At 33.7% G+C, this 13,224-nt stretch carries 12 protein-coding genes; 9 read left to right on the top strand and 3 right to left on the bottom strand.

What is annotated here, in order from left to right:
* The 3 genes from H0V01_11140 to H0V01_11150 form a co-directional block, all read left to right on the top strand.
* A partial coding sequence (locus H0V01_11140; protein ID MBA2583924.1) for a DUF4870 domain-containing protein occupies positions 1-452 on the top strand: 452 nt, incomplete at its 5' end.
* Positions 453-461: 9 nt separating this feature from the next.
* Positions 462-1,265: a M48 family metallopeptidase gene (locus H0V01_11145; protein MBA2583925.1), complete on the top strand. Its 804-nt coding sequence runs from the start codon at positions 462-464 to the stop codon at positions 1,263-1,265.
* A complete protein-coding gene (locus tag H0V01_11150) occupies positions 1,262-1,693 on the top strand; it encodes a hypothetical protein (protein MBA2583926.1) in 432 nt (143 codons plus the stop codon). The genes H0V01_11145 and H0V01_11150 overlap by 4 nt, the downstream gene beginning before the upstream one ends.
* Here the strand turns inward: H0V01_11150 and H0V01_11155 are convergent.
* Together H0V01_11155 and H0V01_11160 are read right to left on the bottom strand one after the other, a co-directional pair.
* Positions 1,688-2,065, bottom strand: a complete 378-nt coding sequence (locus tag H0V01_11155) for a RidA family protein (protein MBA2583927.1) — start codon at positions 2,063-2,065, stop codon at positions 1,688-1,690. The genes H0V01_11150 and H0V01_11155 overlap by 6 nt on opposite strands.
* 81 nt (positions 2,066-2,146) lie before the next feature.
* Positions 2,147-4,867 carry an LPS-assembly protein LptD gene (locus tag H0V01_11160; GenBank protein ID MBA2583928.1) on the bottom strand — a complete coding sequence of 907 codons (2,721 nt, stop codon included), beginning with the start codon at positions 4,865-4,867 and terminating at the stop codon, positions 2,147-2,149.
* Between the two features lie 73 nt (positions 4,868-4,940).
* Between H0V01_11160 and H0V01_11165 the strand changes: the two genes are divergently transcribed.
* The 6 genes from H0V01_11165 (at position 4,941) to H0V01_11190 (ending at position 10,301) form a co-directional block, all read left to right on the top strand.
* On the top strand, positions 4,941-6,137 hold the full coding sequence (locus H0V01_11165) for an N-acetylmuramoyl-L-alanine amidase (protein ID MBA2583929.1): 1,197 nt from the start codon (positions 4,941-4,943) through the stop codon (positions 6,135-6,137).
* An 81-nt stretch (positions 6,138-6,218) separates the two neighbouring features.
* A complete protein-coding gene (locus H0V01_11170; protein ID MBA2583930.1) occupies positions 6,219-7,190 on the top strand; it encodes an MCE family protein in 972 nt (323 codons plus the stop codon).
* A 20-nt stretch (positions 7,191-7,210) separates the two neighbouring features.
* The gene (locus H0V01_11175) at positions 7,211-8,518 is read left to right on the top strand and encodes a (Fe-S)-binding protein (GenBank protein MBA2583931.1); all 1,308 of its coding nucleotides are present in this window, start codon (positions 7,211-7,213) and stop codon (positions 8,516-8,518) included.
* A 47-nt stretch (positions 8,519-8,565) separates the two neighbouring features.
* Positions 8,566-8,985 (top strand): phosphoheptose isomerase, encoded by a 420-nt coding sequence (locus H0V01_11180; GenBank protein MBA2583932.1) that lies wholly within the window; start codon positions 8,566-8,568, stop codon positions 8,983-8,985.
* A gap of 3 nt (positions 8,986-8,988) precedes the next feature.
* Positions 8,989-9,789, top strand: a complete 801-nt coding sequence (locus tag H0V01_11185) for a (Fe-S)-binding protein (protein MBA2583933.1) — start codon at positions 8,989-8,991, stop codon at positions 9,787-9,789.
* 35 nt (positions 9,790-9,824) lie between these two features.
* Positions 9,825-10,301: an ABC transporter ATPase gene (locus tag H0V01_11190; protein ID MBA2583934.1), complete on the top strand. Its 477-nt coding sequence runs from the start codon at positions 9,825-9,827 to the stop codon at positions 10,299-10,301.
* 492 nt (positions 10,302-10,793) lie between these two features.
* Here H0V01_11190 and H0V01_11195 read toward each other — a convergent pair whose 3' ends face one another.
* The gene (locus tag H0V01_11195; protein MBA2583935.1) at positions 10,794-12,344 is read right to left on the bottom strand and encodes an organic solvent tolerance protein OstA; all 1,551 of its coding nucleotides are present in this window, start codon (positions 12,342-12,344) and stop codon (positions 10,794-10,796) included.
* Between the last annotated feature and the right edge of the window lie 880 nt (positions 12,345-13,224).

Here is a 13,224-nt window from a genome sequence, read left to right on the forward strand (position 1 = left end):
CGGTAAGAGAGTGTGAGGATGCAATGGGTGCTTATTTGATGATGTTTGCTTCTATAGGAGCTGGATTACCGCTGCCGGTCATTAATTTGATTGCAGCGGTAATTTATTATTACATCAATAGGTCCAAGAGCCGTTTTGTTCGTTTTCATTCCTTGCAATCCCTGATTTCTCAAATTCCCCTAACCCTGCTTAATTCTGTAGCAGTTTTCTGGACCATTAGAATACTGTTTTATAACCAGTTTAATTTTAGTGATACATACATTGGATATGTAATTATGCTTTTTCTTGCCAATATTATTTATTTTATTTTCAGTATAGTAGGAGCCGTTAAAGCGCGAAAAGGAAGGTTTTATTATTTTGTGTTTTTTGGGAAAGTGGCTTACGAGAGTGTTTATAAAATAAAGGAAGAAACTGTAATTCCTGAGGTTGTAAACAAACCACCTAATTTATAATTGCTTCAAATGAGAATTTCTGTGTTAATTGATTTGATCAAGTTAACTATAGTTTTTGGCGGAACATGGGCATTATTTACCTTTATTCCCTTTTCTTTTGATCCCCCAGAAATGCAATTATCAATTGAAAAGGAAGAAAAACTAGGTGATCTTATTGTTGATGAAATGGTTTTAAAAGATAAAAACACCATTGTCATTAGCAATCCTGGTTTGGATTCTGCCATGAATATTATTTCTAAAATTTTAACCAGTAAAATCGGAAATACAGATTACGAGTATAAAATAAAGGTTATTGAAAATGAAACCATAAATGCCTTTACACTTCCAGGTGGAAATATTTTTATTTACAGTGGCTTAATTGAATTTTCAGATCATCCTGAAGAATTGGCAGCAGTGCTTGCACATGAAATTGGTCATGTAGAAAAAAGGCATGTTGTAAATAAACTTATTAAAGAGTTGGGGTTAACCCTGTTGTTTTCAGTGTTAGCAGGAGGGGATAATATTTTAACTCAAGAAATTGGTAGAACAGCAATGTCCTCTGTTTTTGATCGGAAACAGGAAGAAGAAGCAGATTTATTTGCCCTAGAGTTATTGGAAAAAGCAAGAATAAATCCAAAAGTAATGGCTATCTTTTTCAGGCGAATGAATGATAAGTTGGGAAACTACAATGAAAACCTGGAAATATTGGCAAGCCATCCCAACAACAATTCCCGTATTAAATCCGCTTTAGAATATCAAACAAAGGATAATTTTAAAAGCCAGAAATTAAATTTGAATTGGGAATTCGTAAAAAAATCCTTAAAAAGTAAATGAAAACAGTTAAAATAATTCTTGTAATAACGGGTGCACTTATGCTTATTGGAGGCATTTTTTCTCCTGTAATCAAAATTCCATTTTTTGGGGAGAGTAGTTATCATGATCAAAAACAGACTGAATCCTATGTGATGATTCTATTGGGTTTGCTTTCCATAGCCTTTATGATTCTGAAAAAATACCGTTGGTTGTGGATTCCCGCCACAACTTCTTTTTTAATTTTAATGTATAATTATTACGAATATATTCAGAATAAAACCGATGTAAATTCAAGTGTAAAAGAAATATTGCCTTTTATAAACCTGAATGATGTTTCTGGGTTATTTGCCGATGCAATAGAGCTTAAATGGGGAGTTTACATTCTTATTACAGGTACTGTTTTTATTGCCATTGCTGCAACTTTGAAAAATGAAAGTTCTGAATTATAAAGCAGCAATAGCTGAAATTTCTACATTTACTTTTTTAGGTAAAACAGAAACCTCCACAGTTTCTCTTGCAGGAAAAGCACTGGTGAAATAACTTCCATAAATTTCATTAATGGCAGAAAAATTATTCATGTCTGAAATGAATATGGAACATTTTAATATATGGCTAAAGTCCATACCTGCTTCTTTTAATACAGCTTTTAAATTTTCCATCACCTGCTTTGTTTCTGCTTTTATGTCAGTCAAATCAAGATTTCCTGTTTGGGGATTAATTGCTATTTGTCCTGAAATATAAAGCGTGTTATTATGTAATACTGCCTGGCTATAGGGTCCAATTGGCTCAGGGGCATTTTTAGTGTAGATTATTTTTTTCATTGACCTGCTTTTTGATGTAGTGATTAATTTTATTGCTTTCTTCTTTTTTACTGCAAATATTCTTTATCCTTCAATCATCCATTACATTTGACGGTTATCAAAAGGACTGCTTCTTTTGGTTAATTTAAGATCTTGTAAAATAGCTGATTTTACATTTATTTGTAAATTGTAACTTTTGTTAAATCCAAAAGGTACCCAGTTAAAGGACATTTCCCAGCAATGTAAGTCCCTGTATATATTAAGACTGGTATAGGTTATATCTTTCATGGTAAAATCATAACCGGAACTAAAACCAAACTTCCATTTGGGAGTAAGGTTGAAATCCCCGTAACACTGTACTGATTGGGTAACCTGTTTTTCAATTAAGGGTTTGGAATAACGTAAAACATAGGCAACATTAATGTTCCATGGAATATTGAAATCCACATAGGCATTTGGATTGGATTGTATCATTCTCAATTGTTCTTCAGTGCCCTTGGTTGAAGTAATAGGGCCAGATCCTTGTTTTGAACGAAGGGAAAAATTTAAAGCAAGGTTTGCATCAACCAATCTTCCAATATTTCTGCTATGGTCCCATTCAAATTCGTTTATTTTTATTGGTATTGAATCATTACTTAATGTATAGGGGTCTAATATTCCTCCAAAATTAATGCTGAAATTGTTCAGAAAAGTGGTTCGTCCTGAAATCATAATTGGAGTCCATTTAAATTCATCTGCAAAAATATTATGGGAGACATTTATGGAAAGATTTTCCAGAAGTTTGATTTTTTTAAACCCTGTAATGGTGTCTTTGGCTGACCGGACTTTCGTTTCTAAATTATTTATTAAGCCAAAATTCAAGATTCCCTGTTCATCTTCTCCTGGTTTTCCATAAATTCCTAAATCATAAGGAGAATAACTGGATACAGTACCATCCTGACCATAATAACCATAAAGCTGGGTGCTGAAATCTGGTCGGTAGGATAAGCCAATACTAGGTGTCATTACATGTCTTATGGCTTGAACTGGTCCCCTTTTGAACTGGTACATTCCATAGAGTTTTGTACTCAGATTTGCAGATGCATTATATTCTCCAATTCTACTGAAACCACCAATGGTATCAGTAGTCAAGGTATTTGTTTGTTCATCATATGTTTTTTCTATGCTTTGAATATACCATCTTTCAATATAAGTGATGTTGGGATTCAATGTAAAATTTTTCAATAATTTTATAGAAGTTGAAGCCGAGGCATTGTGCAACATACCACTTCTGAATTGACCTAAACTGCTCCTGTCAAAAAGCATGCTATCAACAGTGTTAATCTGGTTTTTGATGCTTGTAACATAATTAAAACCTATTTTTTCGAACCATTTTTGGGCTCCCACTGCCAGCTTTCTCTTAAAAGGAAAAATCCTGTTGACGGAAAAAGCTGCCTCAGGCAAAGTAACTGATACATCTTTAGTAATTGTATTTTGACTGTGTCTGCCGTTTAAAGTAAAGTTAAAGGGTTTCCCAGGCCAGGAACGGGCGAATGAAATATTGGATTGCAGGGTATTGGTCAAAAAGTTAGAATTTCCCCTGGAAAAGGAATTAAGTTGGTTGTAATTACTTGTACCTGCATTAACATCAGCGGAGAAAACACTGTTGGGCCTTGCCTTGCGATCCTGCCTATGACTCCATTTTACCATAAAATCTTTATTTTCCTGGTAAAAGGGGTTAGCCCCTGTTGCATCGCTGTAATCTTTCAAAGCACTTTCGCCTATGGTTATATTCGAATACCTTAAATCCATGTTTCCGCTAAACTTATAACGCTTGTGATAGTTGCTGTTTGCACCCAAAGCCCAGCTTCCTTTGGAATAAATATCTCCAAGAAGTGAGAGATCCACTTTTTCATTTAAGGGTAAATAATAACCGCCATTGGTTAAAAAAAAGCCTAATTCCTGTGATTCTCCATAAGTTGGCAAAATAATGCCAGAGGATTGCCCTTTTTTATTGGGAAAAAAACCAAATGGGAGTGCCAGGGGGGTTGGTACTTGCTCAATTACAAGGTAAGCTGGTCCAGTAATAATTTTATCGTCAGGAATCACTTTTAATTTAGAGGCCTTTATATAAAAATGAGGTTCGGAATTCTCGCAGGTTGTATATTTTCCATTCTTTATATACAGTTCATCATTCTGCATTTTTTTTACACTTTCCCCGTGTATGTAACCTTCTCCCTCTTGTGTTATTACCTCTTTTATTAAACCTTTTTTTGTCTCAAAATTAAAAGTCATTTCCTTTGAAGTGAAACTTTGGCCCTTTTCATCAAAAACAGGAAGTTCAATTTCTTTTCCCAAACTATCCCTTACTCCTTTAGCATAAACAATTTTAGTGTTCATGTTTAATTCTATATAACCGGCTTTTAATTTAATGGTTCCGTAATCTACCTGGGCATCCCCATATAAATACATTTTTTTTGTAGCCAGTTCAAAGCGCATGGAATCCCTGGCTGAATATTTTACTTTAGAATCAAGAAACTTTTCTTTTTTATTGCCTTTTCCCGATGCAGGTTCAGTAAGAGAAAGTGTATCAGAAATTACTAAACTGTCTGATTTTATAACTAAACTATCTCCTACAATAGCTTTATTCCTTCTTTTATCACTTGATAAGGAATCAGGATTGGCTAATTCCTGGGCTATTGCTGTTGTACCAATAGAAATAACTGCTGTTAAAAATATTAACAGGTAAGGTTTGAAAAAATCTTGCTTTGGAAGTGCTGCCGGCAAGGTAAATAATACTAATTTTGTGAAAATGTTGTTTTTAATCAATATAGGAAACTGCACAAAACTAAATAAAAATTATTATCATTTCCCTTAAATGAAAACAGACTCAAGGTTTATGTCATTTTTTATAGTAATGAAAAAGGTTTTTTTCCTTTTATTCCTTTTGATTTGTTTCATACCCCTAACATCATTTATACCTAAATTATTTCCTTTGGGAATAAAAAAAATTGTTATAGATGCCGGTCATGGTGGTCATGACCCTGGTTGTTTGGGTTCAGGATCAAAGGAAAAGGATATCGCTTTGGGTATTTCTTTAAAACTTGGAAAATATATTGAGGAAAATCTCAAAGACGTAGAGGTTGTGTATACCCGCGATTCTGATAAATTCATTGAATTACATGAAAGAGCCGCAATTGCTAACCGGATAAAAGCCGATCTTTTTATTTGTATTCATTGCAATGCAGGTGCATCAACAGCCTATGGGGCTGAAACATATGTAATGGGCCTTCATAAGACAAAGGATAATTTGAATGTTGCAAAACGAGAGAATTCTGCCATATTAATGGAGAAAGATTACAAAAAGGAATACGAGGGATTTGATCCTCAGTCCGATGAAGCTAATATTATGTTTTCCTTATATCAAAGTACATATTTAGAACAAAGTTTGAATTTTGCAGCAAAAATTCAAACTCAATTCAGGGACCGGGTGGGTAGACATGACAGAGGAGTTAAACAGGCTGGTTTCTTGGTTCTTTATATGACAGCAATGCCAAGTGTACTGATTGAAACAGGTTTTTTATCCAATAATATGGATGAAGCTTTTCTACGTACTGATGAAGGACAGGTATTAATGGCTTCAGCAATATTTAGGGCTTTTAAAGAATATAAATTGGAAATTGATGGAAAATCTGAGCCTAAAGAACCTAAGGAAATTCAAAAAACTGTGGTTGAAAATAATGAAAAAGTAGTATTACCTGTTAAGGAAGTAAAGATTGAAAGCGAGCCCGAAAATAAAAAACCAAAACAAATTAAAAAGCCAGTTGTTTTGGAAGTTGCCAAGATTGATGGCATTATATTTAAAGTGCAATTTGCTACCTCCATTGCACTTTTGGATATTAAACCTGAAAATTTCAAAGGATTAACAGGTGTTGAGGCATTCAAAGCAGGAGAAATATACCGTTATGCAGTAGGGATGGAAAAAACAATAGATGGAGCTAAAATATTGCAGGAGGAAGTTAAAGGCAAAGGATATAAGGATGCTTTTATAATCTCATTTAAAAATGGTGAAAGAATTTCAGTTGCTGAAGCTATAAAAGAATTGAATAAGTAATTTCTCCTTTTTTTTATTTTTTCCTTTTGAGATTCCTGTTATTCCTGTAAGTTTGTATCACATAAATTAGAATAAAATAAATTGAGAAAAGAAGTTAAAACAGGAATACTCGTTATAGTGGCAATTGCATTGTTTGTTTTCGGATTTAATTTTTTGAAAGGCAGGAGCATTTTTAAAACACAACGTACTTTTTATGCTATTTATAACAATATTGATGGACTAACCACCTCCAATCCTGTTTTTGTAAACGGAATGAGTGTTGGCCATGTTACTAAAATTGAATTGCTTCCCGGAAAAACAGGTGATATAATGGTAACATTTACTGTGGATCATCAAGAACTGCAAATTCCGGTTAAGTCAACTGCCAAAATTGCAAGTATGGATCTTTTAGGTTCAAAATCAATTGAAATAATCCTTGGCCATGCAGATGAGTTTTACCAGAGTGGGGATACTTTAAGGTCCTCTGTGCAAGTATCTCTTACTGAGGAAGTAAACAGGCAGGTTGCACCCCTTAAACTAAAGGCAGAAAGTTTGATTTCATCTGTTGATTCAGTAATGACTATAGTTCAGACAGTTTTAAACAAAGAAACAATTTCAAACCTTGCCTCTAGTTTTGAAAGCCTGAACAAAACAATGTCATCTTTGGAAAAAACAGCCTATCGCCTTGACACCGTTGTGGGGGAGGAAAAATCGAGAATAAATTCCATTATGGCCAACATGGAATCCATTACAAATAATTTTCGTGACAACAATGCACAGCTCTCACGCATAATCACGAATATGGGATCCATTACGGATTCTCTTGCCAAAGCGAATATTGCATCTACAATTAATAATGCCGATCTTGCTTTGGCTCAAGCCAAAAATATACTGGATAAAATCAACAGGGGCGAGGGGTCAATGGGTATGTTAATTAATAACAATGAACTGTATAAGAATCTGGAAAAATCTTCTGCTGAAATGGAAAAATTAATAATTGACATGCGCTCGAACCCGCACAGATACTTACATTTTTCATTAATAGGGGGCAAAAATAAAGCGAATAAAGAATAATATTCATTTAGATTGATCTTATGGGCATAGGTAATATAATTTTTATAACATTATTAATTGTCGCAACAGGATTGTTTTTGTTTAACCTTTCCAAGGTAATCCGAAACATTAAACTTGGAGGACCAGCAAATCCTTTTGACAAGGCAGCTTTGCGTTGGAAAACAATGGCCAGGGTGGCTTTAGGACAATCTAAAATGGCGGCAAGACCCATTCCTTTTTTCTTGCATCTTTTTGTTTATTTAGGCTTTATAATTGTTAACATTGAGGTTTTAGACATTGCCATTGATGGTGTTTTTGGTACCCATCGTTTCATTTCCGGTTTTACAGGCCAATTTTACAACTTCCTTATTGTTTCATTCGAATTTCTGGCTATTTCTGTAATTATAGCTTGTGCTATTTTTTTGGCAAGAAGAAATGTAATTAGGTTAAAAAGGTTTTGGGCAAGAGAAATGACAATTTGGCCACGTTCAGATGCCAATATCATTCTTTGTATTGAAATTGCATTGATGAGTGCTTTTTTATTAATGAATGCTGGTGATGGTATTTTGCAGGGAAGGGGAGTAGAGCCTTATACAATGGTTGGTAGTTTTCCTGTGAGCAGCATTGTTGCAGCTTGGTTACTGGATTGGGAAACTTCATCTCTAATTTTATTGGAACGGTCTGCATGGTGGTTTCATATTGTAGGTATTTTTGCTTTTCTTAATTACCTGCCTTATTCTAAGCATTTTCATATTTTTCTTGCTTTTCCAAATGTGTATTTTTCGAAACTTGATCCAAAAACACAATTTTCTAATTTGGAATCTGTTACAAATGAAGTTAAGTTAATGTTTGATCCTTCAGCCGCTCCTTCAACAGAATTACCCCCTTCAAAATTTGGTGCAAAAGATGTTCAGGATCTTTCTTGGAAAAATTTATTGGATGCTTATACTTGTACTGAATGTGGAAGGTGTACTTCTGAATGTCCTGCAAACATTACAGGAAAGTTGCTTTCTCCACGTAAAATTGTCATGGATACAAGAGACAGACTTGAAGAGGTAGGAAAGAATATAAGCAAGCACGGAAAGGATTATGATGATGGAAAATCCTTATTGGGAGATTATATTACACCTGAGGAATTGTGGGCTTGTACTACTTGTACTGCTTGTATTCAAGCTTGTCCGGTAAACATTGATCCTTTGGCTATTATAATGGATATTAGAAGATTTCTGGTAATGGAACAATCAGCAGCTCCAACTGAATTAAACAATATGTTTACCAATATTGAAAACAATGGTGCTCCCTGGCAATTTTCTCCCTCAGATAGATTGAACTGGAAGGATGAGGCATAAATTAAAAAGGATATGGAATCCATTTTAATTTTTTGTAATTTAATTAAATGAAGAATAAATTAATTGAAATAGTAGAAGACGGAAAAAAAATAAGTCCTATTCTACCCCCGGATATAAAAAATTTTCTAATTGATATCGATGGAACTATTTGTGAGGATATACCAAACGAAGAGCCTGAAAGAATGGCAACAGCAGGAGTTTACCCCGATGCCCTTATGAAAATTAATCAGTGGTATGATGAGGGACATGTAATTTTCTTTTTTACTTCCAGAACAGAAGAACATCGGGAAATTACTCAGAAGTGGCTTATGGAAAACAACTTTAAATACCATGGCCTTATCGTTGGTAAACCAAGGGGAGGTAACTATCACTGGATTGATAACCATATTGTAAGGGCTACAAGATTCGAAGGAAAATTTACAGACCTGATTCAAAAAAAATCAAAAATTCAGGTATTTAAAAAATAAATTATGAATGAAGAAAAAACACCTTTAAAGGTACCCACAATGGCAGAATGTATTGCCAGGGGGGAGGTTCCAGAAATTCTTTTTTGGGTAGGTTGCTCAGGAAGTTTTGATGACCGGGCTAAAAAAATAACTAAGGCAATTGTAAAAATCCTGAATCATGTAGGAATAAATTTTGCAGTTTTAGGAACAGAGGAATCATGTACTGGGGATCCTGCAAAAAGGGCTGGAAATGAGTTTTTATTTCAAATGCAGGCAATGAATAATATTAGTGTGTTAAATGGATATGAAGTGAAGAAAATTGTTACTGGTTGTCCTCATTGTTTTAACACCCTTAAAAATGAATATCCCTCCCTGGGTGGTAATTATGAGGTGATTCATCATACACAACTTATCCAGAGTTTAATTGATCAAGGTAAATTGATGGTTAAAGGAGGATCATTTAAAGGAAAAAAAATAACCTTTCATGACCCTTGTTATTTAGGAAGGGGTAATGGTGAGTATGAGGCCCCCCGACAAATTATTGAAAAATTAGATAGTGAATTAGTAGAAATGAAGCGTTGCAAACAAAAAGGCCTTTGTTGTGGTGCTGGTGGAGCTCAAATGTTTAAAGAAGCTGAACCTGGAAATAGAGATGTGAATGTAGAAAGAACAGAAGAAGCTTTAAGCCTCAATCCTGATATCATCGCCACAGGTTGTCCTTTTTGCAATACCATGATGACAGATGGTGTTAAAAACTTTAATAAGGAGGATTCAGTCAAAGTTATTGATATTGCAGAGCTAATTGCTCAGGCAAATGATTTGTAAGAAATCTGGTTAATAAATCACATAATGCTTTTTAAATGAAAATAGCCAATTTATCACCGGATTCAAAAATCTGGATCTATCAATCAAACAGAAAATTTACAGATTCAGAAGTAGCACAAATAACTGAAAAAGGATCTGAATTCATTTCCCTTTGGAATTCTCATGGGAATATGCTTAAGGCTGCCATTGAGGTTAAGCATAATTTGTTTGTGATTTTTGGTGTTGACGAAATACAGGCAAAAGCAAGTGGGTGTTCTATTGATAAATCAGTTGCCTTTATTAAGGAGATAGAAGCCAGACTTAAAGTTTCTTTGCTGGACAGGATGCAAATTGCATATAAAAAAGAGGATGAAATTACTAGCTCCCATTTAATGGAATTTGAATTACAGCTTAAATCCGGGCATTTGAATGAAAATACTATTGTATTCAATAACCTTGTTACTACAAAAGAGGAATTTGATTCTTCCTGGGAATTGCCAGTTAAAGATAGTTGGCATAAATCACTTCTTTAAAAAAACAAGAATAAAGATATTTCCTGGTTTTGTTGTCCGGTAAACTTTTTGCAGTTTCCTAGCTAAGTCTGTAATGACAGGCAATTCAAGAGTTTTAGTTTGGGGTTGGCCCAAATTATATTATATCCCTCATTTTCAATGTCATCCCGAACTAACGCAGTGTATTGAGGAATCTTTCCTTTTTTACCTGACCTTAATCGTATTTTTAAATTAAACGCTGCAAGTGTAGCTGAAAGCTCACGGTAATTAGACGAAGTTGATAATAAAATCCAGCGCTAGTGCTGCTTTTGCCACTGGCAGAAAAGCAAAATTAGTTTTTTTTCATTTTTTAAAAAAATCAGTTTTTACCGCTGGTCGTAGTTTTTAACTACGATCAAAATTCAGGTAGCTTTCAGCTACACTTGCAGCGTTTTTAAATCGAACTCAGGTAAGCAATGAATAGTTACCGCTTATAGAGTTTTCCTCATTTTAACCTTTATTTGTAACTCCCAATCATCTGGTTTTGACCTTTTTCTTTACAGGAATTTCAGGCAAAATATTTCTTACAAATATATCTTCTTTCGTTTTTGGTCTTTGGTCTTCTCTCCATTGAAAATCCTTTAGTTCTAATTCAGTTGCTGTTACGTCTTCAATTGGAAAAAGTGTAGCCTCAGGTTTATTTATAAAAGAAATTTTTTCAATGGCATTCTCTTTCATATAAATCAACAAATCACTGCTAATAGCTTTATTAACTCCAAACAGATCACCATTGTCCTCGCGCGTGAAATAAATAGTTTCACCATTGCCAGTAACCTTTACTTTATTAAGTGCATTTTCATGAAAGCTTGCTACTATGTTTTTACCTTTTATTTGATTAAAATATTTTACGGTATCCTCCTGACTGACAATAAAAGCATTAACATCCATTACCATATGATCAATTTTTCCGTCCGCTGTTTTAATGCTTATAAATTCTGCGGTCATTTGATTTTCTGTAGACCATAAAACGGGTTGAATATATAAGCGGATTGTAGAATCTGAAAGCGTATAAACAAGAGAATCGCATACTCCCTGCATATCATTTTTATAAAATTTGCTATGATGGTAAGCATGAACAATGCGATGGACTCCAGTACTGTCCATTTCAGCAAAAAGTGTATCTGCATGCAAAAAAAGTGAATCCTTCTCAAAGGTCATTGTCAATACTGGTTTTCCGGTAATGGTTGATTGGTCCTTATGTTCATAATGAATGGCGTAATCACCATTAATAATGAATTTATTTACTGTATCTGTAATAATTACATTACTATAAACCTGCCCAATGCCTGTTTTTCTATCATAATAGAGACTGTCGCCCTGAAGTTTTTGTTCGGAAGTTAATAAAAAAGAATTCTTTTTAAATTTTGATAAATCATTTTTTGTGTCATACCAACCGTTTTCGCAATAAATCTGGTTTTCTTTACTATATATATTTGTAGGTCCGAAAAAATAAGCAATCTCTGATACTGTATTAAATTTCAGGGTATCTGAATAAATTTCATATTCAGGATTTATTAACACTACCGAATCCTTAAAAAAGAAATTTTTTGGTTTTGAGTAGTAATAACCAATGTTGCTTGTTAAGGTATTGTTGTTTTTTGCACTAACCATTTTTCCGCCACCGGTATAAAAACCAATATCCTTTTTCATATCATAGGTGAGATTATTGCTCGTAAGAGTCATATCATTATCAACCAGCCGCACATTATTTAAAATTTCAGCTTTGCGGCTATTTCCCATGTATTTAAGCTTGTCACCATATATGTGGACTGTATCACCCTGGTTAATATAAATATTGCTGAAAGCATCCAGGCTGTTTGTTTCACTATATAAATAAGCACTGTCGCAATTCATTAACACATCATCGTGTTTGAATCTTACATTTCCCAGTAAACGTCTAACATTTTTCCCCAATTTTTCATCATACTCAAGGGAGTTTGCTCCTAAAAGCTCAATTTTGGTTACCTTTTGAGAGAAAACACAAAAGGGCAAAAACAGCAGAATTATGTGAATAGTAAATTTCAATGGGTTTAGATTACAACAATAACGGAATACTTTAAAAAAATTTCAGCAATATAGAAATAAAATAAATTTAACTTAAATGTTTTACCTGCTGTTTTTTATTCAAGTTATGAGAGGGACTTGTTTTTTTAATGTTTAATTAACAATGGAGGGTATAATAATGCCTAATGCTCAAAAAATGGATCTTTTTATAAAATTTCTTTAACTGAAAATAGTGAACATTAATTTTAGAATAATTCTTAAAAACACTTTGTTTATTTTCTTATTATTGCCAATGCAATTCAGGGCAATGATTTTATTCAATTTGGATAAATACCAATAGGTTTAATAGAAGATTTTATTTCCTCAAGGTTTCTTTTTCGTTACAATAAAAGGGGTTAAATGATGGATAAAAACGAACCCGGAATCGTAAAAAAAACATATGAATTAACCATGCACCTACACTTATGAAAATATCAGGGCTACCGATAAATCGGGATGACATTTAAAAAACAAATGCTTTAGCATTCTTGAGTACCTTAAAAGAACAATTAAACACGAATAAATTATATACATATGAAATAGCCATGCCCCGAACAGTGCACAAACGCTAATGAATATAACCTGGCTATACCAAATGACAGTTAAAAAACAAATTATATACATATGAAATAGCCATGCACCGAACAGTGCACAAACACTAATGAAGATAACCTGGCGTATTCCATATGACCTTTAAAAAACAAATTATATACATATGAAATAGCCATGCACCGCACAGTGCACAAACAATAATGAATATAACATGGCGTCCCGATAAATCGGGATGACATTTAAAAAACAAATTATCTACATATGAAAGTAATTCGAGAAAGGATAGTAAATGGTTCTTCATTAACAATGA

The organism is Bacteroidota bacterium (assembly GCA_013696965.1).
GTDB lineage: Bacteria > Bacteroidota > Bacteroidia > JACCXN01 > JACCXN01 > JACCXN01.